This window comes from Gemmiger sp. An120, from assembly GCF_002160955.1.
Classification (GTDB): domain Bacteria; phylum Bacillota; class Clostridia; order Oscillospirales; family Ruminococcaceae; genus Gemmiger_A; species Gemmiger_A avium.
Window position 1 is genome coordinate 22,445 of sequence record NZ_NFLN01000012.1, and the last position, 20,468, is coordinate 42,912.

Consider the following 20,468-nt stretch of genomic DNA (forward strand, 5'->3'; position numbering starts at 1 on the left):
GCGCGGGCCTTGTTCTATATTGAATTTCCCTATGGCCGAATGTATTCGGCCATGATTTCCGGGGGTCTGGGGGATATGTTATATCCCCCAGATTCGCTCCCTTTACTGCCTGTCCAGCAGCAGCACGGTCAGGTCATTGACGTTGGTGCCGGTCGGGCCGGTGATGATCAGGCCGTTCACGGCGGCCAGGGCATGGTAAGCGTCGTTGTCGGCCAGGGTGGCGGGCACATCCCAGCCGGCGGCGGCCAGCGCCGCCAGGGACTCCTGGTCGCAATACCCGCCGGCGGCGTCGGTGGGTCCGTCGGTTCCGTCCGAACCCACACTGAACACCGCCGCCCGGTCCAGCCCCGCCAGCAGCGGCGCCGCCGCCAGGGCAATCTCCTGATTCCGGCCGCCCAGGCCCTTGCCGGTCAGCTGCACCACCGTTTCGCCGCCCGCGATAAACGCCAGCGACTTCTGTGTATCGTTGTGGGTGCGGGCGATCGCCCCCAGGAAACTGCCCGCGTCCCGGGCGGTGCAGCACAGCTGATCGGTCAGCACCACCGGCTCATAGCCCAGTTCCCGGCAGGCTTTCTCGGCCGCGGCGCACAGCTGCCGCACGCTGCCGGTGATCTGCGTCTCCACATTGTCCAGTTCCTTCGGGGTCTCCTGCTCCAGCAGCGCCCGGGCCTCGTCGCTCAGCCGCAGGCCGTACCGCTCCACGATCGCCGCCGCCTGGGCGCAGGTGGAGGAATCCGGATAGGCCGGGCCGGAGGCAATCATGTCCAGCGGATCCCCGATAATATCGCTCAGCACCACCGAGAACACCTTCGCCGGACGGCACAGCCGGGCAAACCGCCCGCCCTTTACCGCGCTCAGCCGCTTGCGCAGGGTGTTGATCTCCACGATCGAGGCCCCGCAGCCCAGCAGCTGCCGGGTGATGTCTTCCAGCTGCTCGGCGGGGATCAGCGGCTTTTCAAACAGCGCCGACCCGCCGCCGGACAAAAGAAACAGCACCGTGTCCTGTTCGGTTAGCCCGCTCACCAGGTCGATGGCTTTCTGGGTGGCCGCGAAAGAGTTCTCATCCGGCACCGGATGGCCCGCCTCGCAGCATTCCACCCCCGGGATGGGGCCTTTCACGTGGCCATATTTGGTCACCACAATGCCCGCGTCCAGCCGCTCGCCCAGGATACCGCAGGCGGCCGCGGCCATCTGCCAGGCGGCCTTGCCCGCCGCCACCAGCACCAGCCGTCCGGGCCCAAAGTCCCGGCCCTCCAGCGCCCGTTTCACCGCCGCATCCGGCAGCGCGGCGGCCAGCGCCGCCTGTACGATTTTGTCCGCGTCCTCGCGAATCTTGCTCATGGCTTGTTACCTCCGGGATCAGAATGAAAAACCGGCGGCGCGGCAACCCAAAAGCCGCGCCGCCGGGCGTTTACGGAACGATCAGAACAGGAACAGGCTCAGCACATACAGGATCGCCACAACGGTCACGCCCATCACGGCGGTCATGCCGGTCTGGCAGCGGTAGGCTTCGCCGGTCTTCATGTCAGAGAACTGGCTCACGACCCAGAAGTACGAGTCGTTGGCGTGGGACGCCACCATGGAGCCCGCGCCGATGGCCATAACCACGAACACGCGGCCCAGAGGGCTGGTCAGGCCCATGTTCTCCAGCATGGGGGCCACCATGCTGGCGGTGGTGATCATCGCCACAGTGGAAGCGCCCATGGCCAGCTTCAGGATCATCGCGATGGTAAAGGGCACCAGCACGCCCAGCCCGGTGGCCAGCAGGCCCTGGGTGGCGTCGGCGATGGGCAGAAGCTTCAGGATCGCGCCAAAGGAGCCGCCCGCACCGGTGATGGCCAGGATGGCGGCGGAATCGGTAACGCCCTGGGTGACCCACTTGAGGGTGTTGCCCCGCTCGCTGGCAGGGATCAGGGTCAGGGACAGGAACACGCCCAGCATCAGCGCGATGACCGGGTTACCGATGAAGTTCAGGAACGCATACACCGCGCCGTCACCGAAGGGCAGGGCGGGCAGAGAAGCCACGGAGGAGATACCGATCAGCACGATGGGCAGCAGGATGGGCGAGAAGCTGTGCAGCGCGCCGGGCAGCTTGCCGTACTTGGCGGTGAGTTCCTCGATGGTGTATTCGGGGTTGGCAGGGATGTCGATCTTGCTGGAGATCTTGGTGGCGTACAGGATGACCACGGCCACTGCCGGGATGGAGAGCAGCAGGCCCACCAGGATGGTCAGGCCCATGTCGGCTTCCAGGGTACCGGCCATGGCGATGGGGCCGGGGGTGGGCGGTACCAGGCAGTGGGTGGCGTACAGACCGCCGCTCAGCGCGGTGGCCATCACCGCCAGGGAGGTGTTGCTCTGGGCAGCCAGCGCGCGGCTGATGGGCGACAGCACCACAAAGCCGGAATCGCAGAACACCGGGATACCGGTCACGTAACCCATGGCGCCCATGGTGATAACGCTGCGCTTTTTGCCCACCACCTTCAGGATGGTGTTGGCCATGGTCAGCGCCGCACCGGTCTTTTCCAGGATGGTGCCGATGATGGTGCCGCACAGGATCACGATACCGATACTGGCCAGAATATCACCGAAACCGGATTTGACCGTGTCCACCACCGTAACGGTGTCCAGGCCGCACACAAGGCCCACCGCCACGGCCACCACTACCAGAACGATAAAGGGGTGGACGTTGAACTTGGAGATTGCGATCACCATGGCCACAACAGCCAGTATGATCACAGCGAACAGGAAAAACGGCGACATACTTCTTCCTCCTTCTCAATAAAGATGCCAAGTTGCCGTATCACGAAGGCTCCGAGGCCTTTCGCACATGGTATTGGATGCACAGCCGCAGCAGGTACTCCCGCTCAAAGCGGCCGGTGGTGCCGGGGCACACAATGTCCCACAGCCGGTGCATCCGGTACTGGAGGGTATTTTTGTGGATGTGCAGCCGGTCGGCCGCCTGGCCCACGCTGCCGCCGCAGTCGTAGTAGGCGTCGGCGGTGGCCAGCAGCATCTCCAGCTCCCCCGCGTCCAGCTGCTGCTCCAGCAGGCTGTGCATCTCCCGGATACAGTCCTCCTCCCGGAAGGCGGTGCGCTGCATCAGGTACAAGAACCGGCAGTCCGGGTCCTGAATATCCTGCACCCCGCTCACCGGCGCGGCGCAGAGGGTCAGCGCCTGTGCGCCGGACTGGGGCGCCTGCCGCAGTGTCTGGCACGGCCGCCCCGCGCCCAGCCGGGCGGGCGCGCCCACCGCCGTCTCCGCACAGGTAAGCATCCGGTGCAGACAGCGGGTTCCGGTATCGCTTTTCAGCATCAGCAGCCGGTCGCCGGTCACGGCCCATACATCCCGTTTGGGGTCCAGCAGGTTCTGAAACTGCAATTCTTCTACCGCCCGGTACAGCCGCTGGCGGCAGACCAGCGCGTCCTGCCGGCCGCAGAATTCCAGCGCCAGCACCCGCACCGGGAACTGCAGCCGCAATCCCAGCGCCTCCCCCACCTCGGTCAGTTCCTCGGTGCCGTACCGGTCCAGGTTCAGCAGCAGCCGCAGGTAGGTAGTGCGCAGCTCACCGGTGATCCGGTTCTGCTGGTCCAGGGCGTTCTGATGAAAAAACTGCTCGGTGTAGGCCGCCAGGATATAGGCGCTGTCCCGCACCTGCTCCGGCTCGCCGAAGATGCCCACCACCGCGATCAGCCGCCCGTCGCTGAATACCGGCAGGTTGTAGCCCTCCCGGGCGCCGGGCCAGCGGGCCAGGTCCGCGGGTTCGATGGCCACCGGCCGCCCGGTGCGCACCACCTGGCAGGCCCCCGCGTGGAGGGTTCCGATCCGGCTTTCCTCGGTGGAAGCCACGATCCGCCCCTCGGTATCCATAATGTTAATGATCCGCCCGCGCACCAGCCGGGACGTGGTCTCCACCAGCTGCCGGGCGATCTCCTCAAACCGCATAGTTCCTCATTTCGTTTACAAAGCCAGGCAGTCCCCCACCGCCATGTGGCAGGCGGTCACCCGGCCGTCGCTGTGCAGGCACTGTTCGGCCAGCGCGCCGGAGCAATGGCTCAGCCCCAGCACCTGCAGGCCCATGCCCCGCAGCTCTTCCAGGGTGGCGCGGATGCGCGCCTCGTCGGCCTCCACCAGATGGGTGCCGCCGAACACCCCGTACACCGGCCGGTGCAGCGCGTCGTGCACCCGGGCGATCATGTTCAAAATGCCCGGATGGGAACAGCCCACCAGCACCACCAGGCCCTGGGGTGTATCCACCGCCAGGCAGATCTCGTCGGAAAAATCGTCCGGTTCCGCGGCGCCCGGCTCCCCCCGCACAAAGCGGGGCTGGATCACCTCAAAGGGATGCACCCGTGGGAAATCTCCCACCAGCCAGCAGCCCTCCGCCAGGGGCAGCACCCCTTCGCAGACCCGGTGCTCGATGCCGTGCACGGCCAGAAACTCCGGCCCGAACCCGGCGGACAGATCGGTGTATTTCAGCCCGTCAAAGGCGTATTTGCGTTTCCAGAAGCCCGGCCCGGTGATCAGCGTTTTGCCGCCCAGCCCCCGCTCGGCCAGATCGCGGAACCCCGCCGCGTGGTCATAGTGGCTGTGGGAGCAGACGGTGAAATCCGCCTCGGCCAGCGGCACGCCCAGCCGGTGGGCGTTGCGGATGACCCCGTCGGACGCACCGCAGTCAAACAGAAATCGCATTCCCCCGGTTTCGACCCAGTAGGCCAGGCCGTGCTCGGCGGTCAGAGCCTTGTTTTCCGAGGGCTGGTTGTCCATCAGGGTGGTCACGCGCAGCATTGCTCTCTCCTCCTTGCCGGGGCCGTAAAGGGGCGGCCCACGCCCCATCGATGGTTTCATTATAACACCGTGCACCGGGTCCTGCATCGTTACCGGTACCAATAATGTTTGATATATTGTACAAAAACATTGTTTTTTGTCAAATTTTAACGAGATTTATCGGTTTTTTTCTGCTTTTCTTTTCCCAGGCCGGGGTGTATAGTTAAGGCAAAACGCGCGGGGAGGCGGACGGTATATGTTCCGGTATTTCGGCAAAAGCCGCGGGGTATTCGCGGCGGGGCTGGTGCTCACGGCGGCGCTGGCGGTAACCATGGGGGTGCGCCGGGCCCAGGGCCCGGTGTGGATCGCGGTGATCACGGTGCTGCTGGCGCTGGCGCTGGGCACAGCGCTGAGCGTGCTGGTGGCCAACCTGATCGCCACCGGCTGTGAGCAGTCGATCCAGGAAACGCTGCATATGGATCTGGATCCGGAGGGCTTTATCCAAGCCTATGCGCCGGCGGCGGCCCGTATGAAGCCGGGCAGCGCGGCCCGGTGCGCGGCGGCCGCCAACCTGGCCGAGGCCCACTGCGCCGCCGGCCGCTGGCAGCAGGCGCTGTCCACTTTGGAGGAGCCCGGCCCCGGCCTGCCGCCGGCCCGCACCGCGGCGCTGCGGGCGCTGGTGCTGCGCTGCCGCTGCCGGTACCTGCTGTGGGGACAGCAGCCCGCCGAGGCCCGCCGGGTACTGGACGAGCTGAAAGCCCTGCTGCAGGAGCAGACCGCCGAAAACCCCGGCCTGGCGGTGAACCTGCGGCCCCAGGTGCGGCTGTACGGGGTGTGGGCCGCGATCCTGGAGGGCCACCCCGCCGACGCGGCCGGGCTGGAGGAACAGATGCGCCGCCTGCCCACCAAGCTGGACAAACTGGATACCTGCTGGATGCTGCGGCTGAACAGCCGCCTGACGGGCGACACGGAGGCCGAGCAGCGCTTCACCGCCCTGCTTGCCTCGGAGGGCGGCCAGCTGGCCTGCGCCCGGGTAGCCCGGGGCGAAACCGTTTAATACTATCTGTATATATTTGCATTATCATTACACCGCGCCGGTTTGCACCCCGGCGCGGTTTTTGTTACAATAAAACAGGGTACATGGTTAAGGAGGACGGGGGATATTTGCGGATTATTTTTCCACCTATTACCTTCATCTGCAGTACGGCACCATCTTTGTGACGGCGAACTATTTTATTGCGGTCATGCTGCCGGTGCTGTTTGCCGGGCCGCTGCGCCGCCCGCGTGCCTGGGCAAAGCTGGCAGGGCTGATTCTGCTCAGCTGCGCCGGGAGGGCACCCTGCTTCTGTAACACATATATTTTACACTTTCTGTATAATATCGCCGGTTTTGCTTAAAACCGGCGATATTTTTTGGCAAAATGGCGATACCGTTTGTTCCGTTTTGCCCGCCGTTTGTTCCGGCGTGTGAAATTTGTGTGGAACTACCGCGGCCGTTGGTGGCCTTTTTCTTGTCCGCGGGGGCGATTCTTTGTATCATGGCAAAGCAAGGAGCTCCGACGACACACACCCGACATGTAAGGAGGAACATTATGCAGATCGTGAAAAAGGGCACGGCTCTGCTGCTGGCGGTGCTGCTGCTGTGCGCGCTGACGCTCAGCGGCTGCGGCGCGGCAAAGATCGAAGCCGGCGATTACACCGGCAGCGTGCGGTTTAACCATCCCATGGAACTTGAATCCGCCGGCATGGACGGCACAGCCACCGTGGAAACGGTGGAGGACTGGGGTATGGACGTGGTGATCACCGTGGATGAGGACGGCATCATCTGGAACATCTCCTACACCACCTTCAGCCAGGAATGGGACGGCGGGCCCACCTACGACGAGGCCGCCGGCACCCTGACCTTCCCGGTGAAGGTGACCAACACCGGCAGCGTGGCTTCCAAGACGGTTGTGGAGCTGTACTGTGAGCAGCCCTACACCGCAGGCGGCGTGGAAAAGGCGAAGGTTGTTCTGGTAGGCTACGACAAGACCTCCACCCTGGAGCCGGGCGCCAGCGAGACCGTGACCATCACCGTGAACAAGGACGAGCTGGCCTCCTACGACTACAAGAACGAGGGCTGCTATGTGCTGGACGCGGGCAGCTACACCTTCTACAGCGAACTGGGCGCCAACGGTTCCCAGTGCTGGGCCGCTCAGGACGGCAGCGTGCTGAGCCAGAGCTTTGAACTGGCCGGCGAAGTGTACGACGAATCCAACCCCCGCTCCACCGATCAGGTGGCCGCGGTGAACCAGTTTGACGATGTGACCGCCGGTGACGGCAGCTACAGCGCCGACGACTACATGACCCGCGCCGACTTTGCCGGCACCTTCCCGGTTGCCAACCTGGAGCGCAGCGCCACCGCCAGCGATGAGGTGATGGCCACCATCCTGGACGCCAACCGGGGCGCCCAGATCCCCGAGGACGACGCCACCCTGACCATGCCGGTCACCGGCGACACCTCCATCGCCACCTACTGTGAGGATCTGGTGGGCCTGCCCTGCGACGATCCCAAGTGGGACGAACTGCTCAACCGCCTGACCGTGGACGAGATGGTCACCCTGACCGGCGCCTGCGGCTGGCAGAACCCCTCCATTGCGTCCATCAAGAAGAAAGCCTGTATCGACATGGACGGCGCCGAGGGCCTGCATGACCTGGTAAACGGCACCAGCCTGAACATGTACAACAGCTCGGTGGTAACCGCCTCCACCTGGAACACCGACCTGGCCTACGCGATGGGCTCTGTGTACGGCGACGAGTGCACCACCCAGAACGTGACCGGTATGTACGGCTTCTCCATGAACACCCATCGTTCCCCTTTCGGCGGCCGTAACTTCGAGTACTACTCCGAGGACGGCCTGCTGGCCGGCTACACCGCCGCCGCCCAGACCTCCGGCCTGCAGAGCAAGGGCATCGCGGTGTACACCAAGCACTTTGCGGTGAACGATCAGGAGACCAACCGCGCCGGCGTGCACACCTGGCTGAACGAGCAGGCCATGCGGGAGATCTACCTGCGCCCCTACGAGATCTGCGTCAAGAACTCCACCTTTGAATACAGCGATGTGCTCACCGGCGCCAGCGGCATCATGACCGCCTACAGCGCCATCGGCACCTCCTGGACCAGCGCCAGCTACGCCCTGTGCACCACCGTGCTGCGGGATGAATGGGGCTTCATGGGCCGCGTGATCACCGACGCCGCCGGCACCGACGGCTACAACGTGGGCAACGCCGCCGTGCGCGCGGGCACCGACATGTTCCTGTGCCCCACCGGCGCAGCCGGCCGCTACACCGAGCTGACCACCGGCACCGCTGCCGGCGTGGCCGCCCTGCGGGAGGCCTGCAAGCACCAGCTGTTCGTCTACGTGAACAGCGCCGGTATCGGCAGCACCACCCAGTACAATACCGCCTGGGTTGCAATCCCCGTGGCCGTGTCGGTGGTTCTGCTGCTGGTCTGCGTGGTACTCTTCTTCAAGCTGGTCAAACCCGCCTTCTTTCCCAAGAAGAACAGCCTGACCGTGGAGTAACCACAATACGTTTGGTATCCTCCTTCGTTTCCTGTGCACGCCCTGTACCGGGGCCGGGCTTCCCTGCGCCCGGCTCCACCGCATAATCCCTGTCCCGGGCGTCCGCACAGCATAAACGCACAGGCGCGCTGCCTTTCGGCAGCGCGCCTGTGTCTTTTTTTACAGCAATTCCCCGTGGCGGCGGATATAGGCCTTTTTCAACAGGGTGGCCAATACCATATACAGCAGGATGCAGGGAATGAGATAGGCAAAGAACATCGGCGGCAGGGCGGCAAAGCCCAGGGCCGGGGCCAGCGGGGTAAAGGGGATCAGGGTCAGCGCCCCGATGCCCAGGCCGGTCAGCAGGGTCAGCGGCGCGGCGGCGCGGCTCTGGATAAAGGGCAGCTTGGGGGTGCGGATCATGTGGATCACCAAGGTCTGGCTCCACATGGATTCCACGAACCACCCGGCCTGGAACAGGGCGATATAGGCCGCGCGCATCTGGGCCAGCTGCACCCCGGCAAAGTGAGCGCCCAGCTGGCTGAACAGCACCCCGCCGGACACCACCGCCGGGCAGAGCACAAAATACAGGAACAGGTAGGTCAGGATGTCGAACACCGAGCTGGCGGGCCCCAGCCAGATCATGAAGCTGCCCACCGAGGAGGCGTCCCACCGGCGGGGCCGGTCCAGGAATTCCTCGTCCACGTTGTCCCAGGGGATAGCGGTGCAGGACAGGTCATAGATCAGGTTGAGCAGCAGCAGCTGCAGGCTCTCCATGGGCAAAAAGGGCAGCAGCGCCGAGGCCGCCAGCACCGAGAACATGTTGCCGAAGTTGGAGGAGGCGGTCATCTTGATGTACTTGAGCATATTGGCGTAGGTCTTGCGGCCCTCGGTGATGCCCTGCTCCAGCACGGTCAGATCCTTTTCCAGCAAAATCACGTCGGCGGATTCCTTGGCGATGTCCACCGCCGAATCCACCGAGATGCCGATGTCGGCGGCCTTCATGGCGGCGGCGTCGTTGATGCCGTCCCCCATAAAGCCCACGGTGTGGCCGTCGGCCCGCAGCGCGCTCACCACCCGGGCCTTCTGCTCCGGGCTGAGCTTGGCGAACACCCGCACGGTGCGGGCGGCCTGGGCCAGTTCCTCGTCGTTCATCCGGTCCAGATCGGTGCCCAGCAGCATCCCCTGCACCGGCAGCCCCACCTGGCGGCAGACGGTGCGGGTGACCTTTTCGTTGTCGCCGGTCAGGATGCGCACATCCACCCCCCGTTTGGCCAGCGCGGCGATGGCCCCGGCGGCGGACTCCTTGGGCGGGTCCAGGAAGGCCAGATAGCCCAGCAGCACCATGTCCCGCTCTTCCTCCGGGCCGAAGGTCCCGGCCGGGGACGGGTCGTTCTTCTGGGCCACCGCCAGCACCCGGAAGCCCTTGTCGTTCAGCTCGTCGGCGGTGCGCAGGATGCGCTGGCGCACCTCGCCGGTGAGGGGCCGGATCTGCCCCTCGTACTCGGCCCAGGCGCAGACCGCCAGCATCTCCTCCACCGCGCCCTTGGTAACCATCTGGGTCTTGCCGCGGCCGTCCCGCACCACCACGGTCAGGCGGCGGCGGGCAAAGTCAAAGGGAATTTCGTCCACCTTTTCATAGGCGGCGGACAGATCGGTCAGGGTGGCGTCCTCCGCCTCCAGCTCCTCGGTGCGGCGGATGACCGCCCGGTCCATCAGGTTGCGGTAGCCGGTCTGGAACCAGCTGTTCAGATAGGCGTGACGCAGCACCCGCACGTCCTCGCTGCCCATCACGTCCAGGCTGTACTGCAGCGCCACCCGGTCCTGGGTGAGGGTGCCGGTCTTGTCGGTGCAGAGCACATCCATCGCGCCGAAATTCTGGATGGAGTTCAGGTTCTTGACCACGGTGCGCTTGCGGCTCATGGACACGGCGCCCTTGGCCAGGCAGGTGGTCACGATCATGGGCAGCATCTCGGGGGTCAGGCCCACGGCCACCGACACCCCGAACAGGAAGGCGTCCACCCAGTCGCCCTTGGTGATGCCGTTGATGAAGAAGACCACCGGCACCATCACCAGCATGAACCGGATCAGCACCCAGGACACCGCGTTGACCCCTTTGGTAAAGCTGGTCTCCACCGCTTCCCCGGCCACGGCGCTGGCCATGGAACCAAACAGGGTGTCGTCCCCCACCGCCAGCACCACCCCCACGGCGGTGCCGGAGATCACATTGGCGCCCATAAAGGCCAGGTCGGCGCAGTCGGTGACGGTGTCCGGATTCGGCACCGGGGCGGCCAGCTTTTCCACCGGCTCGCTCTCGCCGGTCAGGCCCGCCTGGCTCACAAACAGGTCCCGGGCCTCCATAATCCGCAGATCGGCGGGCACCATGTCCCCGGCGTGCAGCCGCACGATGTCCCCCACCACCACGTCCTCCAGCGGCACCTCCTGTTCGGGAGCGCCGTCCCGGCAGACGGTGCAGGTGGTGGTGATCAGGGCCAGCAGGGCTTCGGCGGCGCTGCCGCTGCGGCTCTCCTGCACAAAGCGCAGCGTGCCGCTGATGCCCACCATAGTCAGGATGATCACCACGGTGACGCAGTCAAATTCTTCAGGGGTGCTGCCCAGCAGGCTCAGCGCGGGCAGCAGCATGTCGGTCACCGCCGACACCGCCGCCAGGCAGAACAGGATGGCGGTGAAGGGGTTCACGAAGGCCCCGGCCAGGCGGCGGGGCAGGGATTTTTTCTTTTCGCGGGTCACCCGGTTGACGCCCCAGCGGGCGCGGCGGGCGGGCACGTCGGCGGTGTCCAGCCCCCGGCGGGTAGCTTCCAGCTCGTCCAATACCTCCCCGGCGCCGGACGCGGCGGCGCGGCGCAGCCGGTCAAGCCGGTCCTGCCGCTGCACCTCCCGGGCGGCCTCCCGCCGGATGCGGGCGATATTCTGCTTTTTGTTCTTGATGGTCATGGCGCATTCCTCCCTTGGGCGCGGCGCACCCGGGAGTGAGCGCGGGCCGGACAGGCCCCCGCCCGCCCCCTGGCAGCGCGGCGCGGATTTTCTGGTTGTGACTTCGATCCGGGTCCATCCGGTTTCACCTCGCTTTGCGCAAAATGTCGGGGCGTGGTTTGCCCCGCCTGTTTATCCTACTCCCTTTGCCGCCTGGGGGCCATGACCAAACCCTTGCGATTTTCTTGCGGCAAAAAACGCCGGTGCGCTTCTTTGGCGCACCGGCGTTTCTGGTTTATTCTGCGGCAAGGGTCATGCTGGCGTCCGCCAGATGGCAGAATTCAAAATTTCCCTGCCTGTACATTGCAAAGGTGCCCTCCACCGTGACCGTCTGGCCCGGCTCCGGAAATTCCTCCGGCCACGCCGGCTCCCCGGCGGGCACAAATTCCAGCCCCTGGGCGCAGCAAGCCAGGGCGTCCTGCACCACCACCGCGTACAGCCGCCCGTCCGGGTCATCGTAAACGGCAAACTCCCCGGCGGCCCGGATGGTCTTGCCCAGGTAGTCCTCCGGGCAGTCCAGCATGTTGTACACCTCGGCAAAGACCATGGTGCTGCTCAAAGCGGTCAGATCCACGTCGATGCCGCTGTCCGGGGTGGCGGTGGGTTCCGGCGGGATGTAGGTGGAGGGGATCTCCCGGGCGCAGCCCGCCAGCAGCATCAGCACCGCCAGCAGCCCGGCAAGCCGGGCCCTCATGCCCGCCTCCTTTTGCCGGCCAGCCAGAACAGCCCCCAGACGGCGATCTCCACCGCCACGATGGTGGAGCCCACCGGGGTGCCCGCCACCACCGCGATCAGGATACCGGCCGCGGCGCAGCCCACCGCGAACAGCGCCGCGCAGAGGGTGACCCCGCCGAAGCTGCCGCAGACCCGCATGGCCGCCAGCGCCGGAAACACCACCAGCCCGGTAACCAGCAGCGAACCCACCAGGTTCATGGCCAGCACGATCACCACCGCGGCGCTGACCGCCAGCAGCAGGTTGCAGGCCTTGGCCCCCACCCCGGCGGCGCGGGCAAAGTCCTCGTCAAAGGTCACGGCAAAGATGCGGTGGTAAAACAGGGCAAACACCGCGGTGATGCCCAGCGCCAGCGCGGCGCTGAGCCATACCTCCCCGGCGGTAAGGGTCAGGATGGAGGTGGCGCCGAACGGGGTGGCGCACACATCGCCGCTCAAATTGGCGGAGGTGCCGAACAGGTTCATGAGCAGATAGCCCACCGCCATCGCCCCCACCGAGAGCATGGCGGTGGCGGCGTCCCCCCGCAGGGAGGCGTTCTGCCCGGCCCGCAGCAGCAGCACCGCGCAGACCACCGTGACCCCCAGCACAAAGGGCATCTCCCCCGCCAGGTTCAGCACCGAGGCCACCGCCATCGCCCCGAACGCCGCGTGGGACAGCCCGTCCCCGATAAAGGAAAACCGCCGCAGCACCAGCGGCACCCCCAGCAGGGAGGCGCACAGCGCGATCAGCACCCCCACCGCCAGGGCGCTGCGCACAAAGGGATACTGCCAGTACAGCGCCAGTGTTTGCATCAGGCCCATGCGTTTTCTCCTTTCCAGTTCTCATACTCCGCCCGGGTGCCGAAAAAGCTGGTCTGTGCCCCCAGGTACAGCACATGGCTGGCGTACTGCCGGGCCCCGGCCAGATCGTGGGAGATCATAAAGATGGCCGTGCCCTGCCGGTTCAGCTCTGCCAGCAGCCGGTACATCCCCGCCGCGGCCTGGCTGTCCAGCCCGGTCACCGGCTCGTCCAGCAGCAGCAGCTGATCCCCGGCGCAGAGGGCCCGGGCCAGCAGCACCCGCTGGCGCTGCCCGCCGCTCAGTTCCCGGAACCGCCGCCGGGCAAACCCGGCCATGCCCACCTGTTCCAGCGCCCGGGCCGCGGCGGCCCGGTCCTCCCTGCCGTAAAAGGGCCGCCAGCCCCGGCGCCCCTGCCGGCCGGACAGCGCCACCTCCCACACCGAGGCGGGCATATCCCGCTGCACCGCCGTCTGCTGGGGCAGCCAGCCCAGCTGGCCCGGAACCAGGCCCGGGGTCTCCAGGCAGCCCGCCACCGGCGGCAGCAGCCCCAGCACCGTGCGCAGCAGGGTGGTTTTGCCCGCGCCGTTCTCCCCCAGCACCGCCAGCCAGTCGCCCCGGCGCAGCACAAAGTCCACCGGGCCGCTCACCGCCCGGCCCTCATACCCGGGGGTCAGCCCCCGGGCCCGGATCCGTTCTTCCATATCTTGTCTCCTTTCAGGCCAGCGCCGCCGCCAGCACCTCCCGGTTGGCCTCCATCACCGCCAGCCAGGTCAGCCCGTTTTCGATCTGTTCTTCACTCACCGCCTGCATCGAGTTCAGCACCGCTTTCTCCAGCCCGTTCTGGGTGGTGGCCGCGATGGTATCGGCCAGGCTGCCGTCCGAAGTCTCGGTGATCAGAATGGTGTGCAGCCCGTTTTCCTCCGCCGCGGCGGCCAGCCGGGCCACGGTGGCAAAGCTGGCCTCGGTCTCGGCGCTGCAGCCCTCAAAGGCCGCGTAGCAGGTCAGGCCGTAGTCCCGGGCCAAATGGGCAAAGGGGAACCGGTCCCCGAACAGCAGCACGGCGCGGCTGCCCGCCTCCACCGCCTGCCGGTAGCTTTCGTCCAGCGCGTCCAGCTGCTCGCCGTAGGCGGCGGCCCGGGCGGCGTAGTCCCCCTCCGGGTCCAGTTCGGCCAGCGTTTCGGCCAGCACCCCGGTCAGGGTGCGGGCGTTCGCCACCGACAGCCACACATGCTCGTCCGCTTCTTCCTCATGATCGTGGTCGTGGTCCTCCTCCGCCTGGGTGCCCAGGGCGGGCAGGGCGGTGTAGGCCTGCTCACCCAGCGCCTCCACCAGCCGCACCACCCGGGGGCCGTCCTCCGTGCCGGCCAGCGCCCGCTCCAGCCAGGCGTCCGACTGGCCGCCCACGCAGACCAGCAGGTCACATTCCTGCACCGTCAGCAGGTCGCGGGCGGTGGGCTGGTAGCTGTGCATGTCCACCCCGCCGCTCTGCAGCAGTATCAGTTCCACCCGGCCCTCCTGGCCGGCGGTCAGTTCCCGCAGCCAGTCCCAGGCGGGGAACACGGTAGCCACCACCCGCAGCGGTTCCTCCCCGCTTTCGGCGGCGGAGGTTGCCGGGGCGGCCGCCCCGCACCCGGTCAGAACGGCCAGCGCCAGCGCGGCGATGACCCCGAAAAATTTGTTGTATTGCATGGCAAAAAAGCCCTCCCGTTGTTGGTTCTGCCCAAAAAAGGGCGCAAAAATGCGAGGGCGGGCGCAGCGCGCCCCCTCTCGGTCACGGAAAGGCTTTTTTAATTGTTCAATCGCACACGGCGCCCCACCGGCGTGACGCGCACCGGCATCCGCCGCACCCGTACCGGGCGGCAAAGCCGGGCCAGCCCGGCCAGGGCCAGCCCCGCCGCCGGGAGCAGCCCCGCGGCCAGCAGCCGCACCAGATTCGCGGCCAGGCGCAGCCCCATGCACACCGGGCAGGCGTCGTCCCCGTCGCAGTGGTGGGCGGCCTGCCCGGCCAGCAGCGCCGCGGCCCCCAGCGCCCCGGCCAGCACCAGCAGCGCCAGCAGCCCCGCCGCCAGACGCAGTACCCGGCCCCTCACAGCCCGGCCTCCCGGCAGGCGGCGCACACGCCGTATACCACCGTGCGCCGGGGATCCACCGCAAAGCCGTGGCCCGCCAGCAGATGGCGGCCGGTCTCGCGGGCCTGTTCGCACCGGATGCGCAGCAGCTGGCCGCACCGCTCGCACTTGCAGTGCAGCCCCGCCGGGGCGGCGTCCAGGTATTCAAACCGGGCGCCCTCCCCCTCCAGGGTGTACTTGGCGGCCCGGCCCTCGGCCACCAGCCGCTCCAGATACCGGTAGACGGTGGCGGTGGAGACACTTTCCCCCAGCGCGGCCCGCAGCTGCCCCGCGGTAAAGGGCTGCCCGGCGGTCTGTTCCAGCCAGGTCTGCATGGCCCGCTGCTGGCGGGTCTGGTAGGCGGTGCGCTGCATGGTGTGTCCTCCTGCGAATTTGAGAATCGTTCTCATAGTATACCCGAAGCGCCCCGCCCCCGTCAAGGGCCGCGGGCAGGTTTCACCGATTCTCCACAATCGGCAAAATCCGCCCTCAGCATACCAATTCCGCGCTTTTCTTGGTTAATTATGCAAAGCAGCCCCCCCGGCGATTGAAAAGCCCGGGGGCGAAACGTACAATGAATCTGTTAATAAAGTATTCACAAATTCCACATATGCGGGAGGGTTCCACCATGGCGATCAAACTACTTTTCTGCTGGCAGGACCGGTATTTCGGCGAGCAGCTGAACCTGCTGCTCAGTGAGGATCCCCGCTCTTTCCGGGTGCTGTACTTCACCGACCCGGCCCGCGCGGCGGACTGGCTGCGCACCAGCGGCGAAACGGTGGACTGCATCCTGGGCGCGCCGGGCTTTCTGCGGGGGCTGGACCCCTCGTATGGCCTGCCGGTAGCCCTGGGGGAGGACACCAGCACCGAGGAACCCCTTTCCGTTAATATGTACCAGCGCCGCCAGGACCTGGTGGACGAGCTGAAAAACCTGCTGCGGGCCAAGGGCCTGCTGGCGGCGGCCGCGGCCTCCCGCAGCCAGGGCCGGGTGATCGCCTTCTTCTCCACCCAGGGCGGCGCGGGCAAGACCACCCTGGCCTACCTGACCGCCCTCAAGGCGGCGGAGCAGGGCAAGACGGTCTACCTGAACCTGGAAACCGCCCCCTGCATCGATTCCCTCTATGCCCCCTGCGGCACGGTGAGCGCCGAGGAATACCTCTGCGCCGTGCAGGACCGGGAGGATCCGGCCCGCACCCTGCTGCCGGCGCTGAGCCGCAACGAGCACGACGTGCTGGTGCTGCCCACCCCCGCCAGCGTGCGGGACCAGAGCGCTTTGACCGGCGCGGACGTGCAGTTTCTGGTGGAATCCATCCTGCGGGGCGCCTCGCCGGACTGGCTGATCCTGGATCTGTCCTCGGTGCTGAACGAGGTATCCAGCCGGGCGATGGATCTGGCCGACCGGGTGGTGCTGGTCTACGGGGACGACCGCCTGGGCGAGCACAAGCGCCGGCGTTTCCTGGCCGACCCGGCTTTCTCCAGCCTGCCCTGCGCGGGCAAGGAGCTGGTGGCGGGCAACCGCTGCCGGGAAAAGTACGCCGACGGCCGCTATCAGGTGGCCTTCCCCTACTCCGCCAGCCTGGCCAGCGTGCCGGACGTGCGGGCGGTGCTGCGGGGCAACCCGGACCTGGAAAAAGGCTGCGCCGCCATCCTGAGTTTCTGAGCGTAAAGGAGCAACCGGCATGGACGTTTCCCAACTGAAAGACCAGCTTTCCGCCCAGGTGGCCCGCCAGCTGGAGGGCACCCGGGAGATCACCGACGAGCAGGTGCGTCAGGCAGCCCAGGAGGCCCTGACCCGGCTGCTGGGTGGCGAATACCTGAGCGTCAGCGACCGGCGGGAGCTGGTGAACGAGGTGCTCAACCGGATGAAGAAGCTGGGGCCGCTGCAACCCCTGCTGGACGACCGGTCGGTCACCGAGATCATGATCAACGGCCCGGAGAACGTGTTCATCGAACGGGCGGGCCGCCTGACCAAAGCGGATATGCGGTTTGAGAGCCGCAAGCAGCTGGAGGACATTATCCAGCGGATCGTATCCAAGGTGAACCGCACGGTGGACACCTCCAACCCCATCTGTGACGCCCGCCTGGAGGACGGCTCCCGCGTGAACGTGGTGCTGAACCCCATCGCGCTGGACGGCCCGGTGGTCACCATCCGTAAATTCCCGGAAAAGGTGCTCCAGTTTGAGGACCTGATCCGCTGGGGGGCCATCACCCCCGAGGCCGCCCGGTTCCTGCAGGCGGCGGTCAAGGCCAAATACAACATCTTCGTCAGCGGCGGCACCGGCTCGGGCAAGACGACCTTTCTGAACGCCTTGTCCAGCTTCATCCCCGCCGACGAGCGCATCATCACCATCGAGGACTCCGCCGAGCTGCAGATCCGCACCGTGCCCAACCTGGTGCGGCTGGAGACCCGCAACGCCAACACCGAGGGCAAGGGCGCGGTGACCATCCGGGACCTGATCCGGTCCTCGCTGCGTATGCGGCCGGAGCGGATCGTGGTGGGCGAGGTGCGCGGCGCCGAGGCGCTGGACATGCTGCAGGCCATGAACACCGGCCACGACGGCAGCCTGTCCACCGGCCACGCCAACTCCCCCGCCGATATGCTCTCCCGTCTGGAGACGATGGTGCTGACCGGGGCGGACTTCCCCATGGACGCCATCCGCCAGCAGATCGCCTCCGCCATTGACCTGATCGTGCACCTGGGCCGCATGAGCGACAAGAGCCGCAAGACCCTGGAGATCGTGGAGATGGTGGGCTACCACAAGGGCGAGTACGAACTGAACCCCCTGTTCCACTTTGTCAAGGAGGGCAACGGCCCCCACGGCGAGGTGCTGGGCCAGCTGCGCCGCAGCGAAAACCCCATGCGCCATATGCAGAAATTCGAGATGTCCGGCGTGGACACCACCATCAACGAAGGGATGCGGTGATATGAGCAAAAAGCAGAAAGCCCCCAAAAAGGTCAAGGAGCCGCCCCGTCCGGAGCGCACCGAGTCCGGCGGGCTGGACTATTCGGTCTACTACATGAAGCCCGCCGAAAGGCTGGGCTATATCCTGCTGGCCGCGGCGGGGCTGTTCGCGCTGGGGTATATCTTTTACCGGTCGGCGATCCTGGCGGGGCTGCTGGCGCTGCTGTCCCTGAAATACCCGGCCATCCGCACCAAGCAGATCATCGCGGCCCGCCGCCGCAAGCTGACGCTGCAGTTCAAGGATATGCTGTACAGCCTGTCCTCGGCGCTGGGGGCGGGCTGCTCGGTGGAAAAGGCCATGGCGGTGGCCCTGGAGGATATGGAGCGCCAGTACGTGGACCCGCGCACCCACATCATCCAGGAGCTGGAGCTGATCGTCTCCAAGCTGAGCATGAACCAGAACATCGAGGACCTGCTGATCGATCTGTCCGAGCGGTCGGGCATCGACGACATCCGCACCTTTGCCAATATCTTTGAGATTTCCAAGCGCACCGGCGGCAACCTGATCCAGATCATCCGGCAGACCTCCGACGTGATCAGCCAGAAGATCGAGACCAAGCAGGAGATCGACACCCTGCTGGCGGAAAAGAAGATGGAGCAGAAGGTGCTGACCGTCATGCCCATCCTGCTGATGCTGCTGCTGACCCAGACCACCGGCGACTTTATGGCGCCGCTGTTCCACAACCCCGCGGGCGTGCTGGTGTCCACCATCGCGCTGGCTTTGATCGGGGTGGGCTATCTGTGGGGCCTGAAACTCACCGACATCACCATTTAAGGAGGAAAGCGGTATGGAAAGCCTGATCTACATTCCCTTTCTGGTGGTGATGGTGGTGTTCGCCCTGCTCTACCTGAAAGGCAAAGCCAAATACGCCGCCTTCGTGTCGGCGCTGGATAAGGAGACCTTCGGCCTGCGGGACTTTTTCCCGGTGGGCTTCATGGCCATGGATCTCAGCGGCTACAAGTACGCCTCCAACCTGGACCGCACCCTGCGCCGCCAGCTGGCCGAGCTGTATACCGCCGAGTACCAGGAGTTCTACCTGCGGGTGATCTGGGCCCAGGCGGTGACCAACGCGCTGATCGGCCTGCTCATGGGCACTTTGTTCTTTGCCGCCATGGGGGGCGACCCCCTGATGCTGGTGGTGGGCGCGGCGCTGGGCGGCGTGCTGGCCTGGGCGGCCTTTTCCGATGTGAAGAACCGGGTGGAAAAGCGCCATCTGCTGGTGGCGGTGGACCTGCCCGATCTGACCAACCAGATCATCATCCTCTCCGGCGCGGGGCTTACCATCCGGGCGGCCCTGCTCAAGATCAGCGCCGAGATGCCCGCCTCCGGCCCGCTGTACCAGGCCCTGGCCAAAACCACCGAAAAGATGGAGCACGGCGCCACCGATGAAGAGGCGCTGGACCAGCTGACGGTGGCCTGCAACATGCCCCAGGTGCGGCGGTTCGTGTCGGTGATTTTGCAGAATATGCACCGGGGCGGCGCGGACGTGCTGGTCGCCTTGCAGGACATCGGCAAGGAGCTGTGGGAGGCCCGCAAGGCGGCCGCCCGGCAGATCGCCGAAGAAACATCCACCAAGCTGCTGTTCCCCATGATGTTGATGCTGATCGCCGTCATCCTGCTGGTGGCGGCCCCGGCGGTCATGGGGATGGCGATATAACCGTCCCGCATATTGCGGGGCCACGACCAGAGGAAAGGAGGAAACCACCCATGAAAGAGATGCTTCGCCGTTTCTGGCAGGAGGAGGAAGGCATGGGCACCGTGGAGATCGTGATCATCATCGGCATCCTGGTGGCCGTGGCCCTGATCTTCCGCAAAGCGCTGCTGGGCTTTGTTCAGGATCTGATGGACAAGTTCTTCAACACCGGCAATGTGCCGGGCGTGACCGATCCCGCCTGATCCGCACACAGCACCCCGGGGCGGGCCGCCGGCCCGCCCCTTACCAAGATTTTCAGCAAGGAGGCAACCCCATGAAAAAACACGGCCGCTGCAAAGGCTCCATGACGGTGGAGATGGCCATTCTGTTCCCGGTGATCTTCTTCACCATTCTGGGGATGCTGTACCTTTGTATCATAAAATACCAGAACATCGCCGCGGGCACCGCCGCCATGCGGGCCGCGGCCCGGGGCGCTGCCTGCTGGGACAAGCTGGGCGGCGACGGGGCCTGGGATTTCCAGACCCTGGAGGGCGAGGAGAGCGGCGGCGGCCTGCTGGTGGCCGCCAACTACTCGGAGCACGACCCCTACCGTTATATTCTGGACACCAAGTCGGAAAAGCGGCTGGCCAATATCCAGGCCTATGCCCGCTGGCTGGTGGAGGGCAATCCCTCGGTCATGGGGGAGGACGCCGGCTCCAAGGAGCCGGTGGTGACCAAAACCGGCAACATCCTGCAGAAATACGTCACCGTTTCCATCACCAAGCGGTACACCAATCCGTTTGAAGATGTGATGGCCCAGGTGGGCCTGTCGGCGCCGGACGAGGCGGTCATCACCGCCAGCGCCCCGCTGAACACCCCCGCCGAATTCATCCGCAACGCGTCCTTTATCTACGATCTGGTCAAGGGCGACGGCTACAAGGGGGGCTGACC

Annotated in this window: 19 protein-coding genes; 8 read left to right on the plus strand and 11 right to left on the minus strand. The window is 65.9% G+C overall.

Going from position 1 to position 20,468, the window contains the following annotated elements; genetic code table 11:
- Positions 1 to 102: 102 nt before the first annotated feature.
- The 4 genes from B5E65_RS10640 to B5E65_RS10655 all read right to left on the minus strand — a co-directional run bounded on the left by B5E65_RS10640 (position 103) and on the right by B5E65_RS10655 (position 4,786).
- Positions 103 to 1,341: a glycerate kinase type-2 family protein gene (locus B5E65_RS10640; RefSeq protein ID WP_087171749.1), complete on the minus strand. Its 1,239-nt coding sequence runs from the start codon at positions 1,339 to 1,341 to the stop codon at positions 103 to 105.
- 81 nt (positions 1,342 to 1,422) lie between these two features.
- On the minus strand, positions 1,423 to 2,760 hold the full coding sequence (locus B5E65_RS10645) for a GntP family permease (protein WP_087171750.1): 1,338 nt from the start codon (positions 2,758 to 2,760) through the stop codon (positions 1,423 to 1,425).
- 40 nt (positions 2,761 to 2,800) lie between these two features.
- A complete protein-coding gene (locus tag B5E65_RS10650) occupies positions 2,801 to 3,943 on the minus strand; it encodes a CdaR family transcriptional regulator (RefSeq protein WP_087171751.1) in 1,143 nt (380 codons plus the stop codon).
- A 15-nt stretch (positions 3,944 to 3,958) separates the two neighbouring features.
- A complete protein-coding gene (locus B5E65_RS10655; protein WP_158098572.1) occupies positions 3,959 to 4,786 on the minus strand; it encodes an MBL fold metallo-hydrolase in 828 nt (275 codons plus the stop codon).
- Between the two features lie 235 nt (positions 4,787 to 5,021).
- Here B5E65_RS10655 and B5E65_RS10660 point away from each other — a divergent pair, with 235 nt between their 5' ends.
- Both B5E65_RS10660 and B5E65_RS10670 read left to right on the plus strand, forming a co-directional pair.
- Positions 5,022 to 5,822, plus strand: a complete 801-nt coding sequence (locus B5E65_RS10660; protein ID WP_143403006.1) for a hypothetical protein — start codon at positions 5,022 to 5,024, stop codon at positions 5,820 to 5,822.
- 534 nt (positions 5,823 to 6,356) lie between these two features.
- Entirely contained in the window at positions 6,357 to 8,327 is a 1,971-nt protein-coding gene (locus B5E65_RS10670) for a glycoside hydrolase family 3 N-terminal domain-containing protein (protein WP_158098573.1), read from the plus strand.
- A gap of 159 nt (positions 8,328 to 8,486) precedes the next feature.
- Here B5E65_RS10670 and mgtA read toward each other — a convergent pair whose 3' ends face one another.
- The 7 genes from mgtA to B5E65_RS16720 form a co-directional block, all read right to left on the minus strand.
- A complete protein-coding gene (gene mgtA / locus B5E65_RS10675) occupies positions 8,487 to 11,261 on the minus strand; it encodes a magnesium-translocating P-type ATPase (protein ID WP_087171756.1) in 2,775 nt (924 codons plus the stop codon).
- A gap of 274 nt (positions 11,262 to 11,535) precedes the next feature.
- Positions 11,536 to 11,994: a hypothetical protein gene (locus B5E65_RS10680; RefSeq protein ID WP_087171757.1), complete on the minus strand. Its 459-nt coding sequence runs from the start codon at positions 11,992 to 11,994 to the stop codon at positions 11,536 to 11,538.
- Positions 11,991 to 12,833: a metal ABC transporter permease gene (locus B5E65_RS10685; RefSeq protein ID WP_206406303.1), complete on the minus strand. Its 843-nt coding sequence runs from the start codon at positions 12,831 to 12,833 to the stop codon at positions 11,991 to 11,993. The genes B5E65_RS10680 and B5E65_RS10685 overlap by 4 nt, the downstream gene beginning before the upstream one ends.
- Positions 12,824 to 13,513, minus strand: coding sequence for a metal ABC transporter ATP-binding protein (locus B5E65_RS10690; protein WP_087171758.1), 690 nt, complete (start codon positions 13,511 to 13,513; stop codon positions 12,824 to 12,826). The genes B5E65_RS10685 and B5E65_RS10690 overlap by 10 nt, the downstream gene beginning before the upstream one ends.
- Before the next feature lie 13 nt (positions 13,514 to 13,526).
- Positions 13,527 to 14,501 carry a metal ABC transporter substrate-binding protein gene (locus B5E65_RS10695; protein ID WP_087171759.1) on the minus strand — a complete coding sequence of 325 codons (975 nt, stop codon included), beginning with the start codon at positions 14,499 to 14,501 and terminating at the stop codon, positions 13,527 to 13,529.
- A gap of 98 nt (positions 14,502 to 14,599) precedes the next feature.
- A complete protein-coding gene (locus B5E65_RS10700; RefSeq protein ID WP_087171760.1) occupies positions 14,600 to 14,902 on the minus strand; it encodes a hypothetical protein in 303 nt (100 codons plus the stop codon).
- Positions 14,899 to 15,294: a Fur family transcriptional regulator gene (locus B5E65_RS16720; RefSeq protein WP_158098574.1), complete on the minus strand. Its 396-nt coding sequence runs from the start codon at positions 15,292 to 15,294 to the stop codon at positions 14,899 to 14,901. Before B5E65_RS16720 ends, B5E65_RS10700 begins: the two co-directional genes overlap by 4 nt.
- A gap of 254 nt (positions 15,295 to 15,548) precedes the next feature.
- Here B5E65_RS16720 and B5E65_RS10710 point away from each other — a divergent pair, with 254 nt between their 5' ends.
- The 6 genes from B5E65_RS10710 to B5E65_RS10735 all read left to right on the plus strand — a co-directional run bounded on the left by B5E65_RS10710 (position 15,549) and on the right by B5E65_RS10735 (position 20,466).
- Positions 15,549 to 16,580 carry a P-loop NTPase family protein gene (locus B5E65_RS10710; protein ID WP_087171762.1) on the plus strand — a complete coding sequence of 344 codons (1,032 nt, stop codon included), beginning with the start codon at positions 15,549 to 15,551 and terminating at the stop codon, positions 16,578 to 16,580.
- A 19-nt stretch (positions 16,581 to 16,599) separates the two neighbouring features.
- Positions 16,600 to 17,844, plus strand: coding sequence for a TadA family conjugal transfer-associated ATPase (locus B5E65_RS10715; protein ID WP_087171763.1), 1,245 nt, complete (start codon positions 16,600 to 16,602; stop codon positions 17,842 to 17,844).
- A gap of 1 nt (position 17,845) precedes the next feature.
- Positions 17,846 to 18,658, plus strand: coding sequence for a type II secretion system F family protein (locus B5E65_RS10720; RefSeq protein ID WP_087171764.1), 813 nt, complete (start codon positions 17,846 to 17,848; stop codon positions 18,656 to 18,658).
- Between the two features lie 13 nt (positions 18,659 to 18,671).
- A complete protein-coding gene (locus B5E65_RS10725) occupies positions 18,672 to 19,541 on the plus strand; it encodes a type II secretion system F family protein (protein WP_087171765.1) in 870 nt (289 codons plus the stop codon).
- Between the two features lie 50 nt (positions 19,542 to 19,591).
- Entirely contained in the window at positions 19,592 to 19,780 is a 189-nt protein-coding gene (locus tag B5E65_RS10730; RefSeq protein ID WP_087171766.1) for a Flp1 family type IVb pilin, read from the plus strand.
- Positions 19,781 to 19,851: 71 nt separating this feature from the next.
- A complete protein-coding gene (locus tag B5E65_RS10735) occupies positions 19,852 to 20,466 on the plus strand; it encodes a TadE family protein (protein ID WP_087171767.1) in 615 nt (204 codons plus the stop codon).
- Positions 20,467 to 20,468 lie beyond the last annotated feature (2 nt).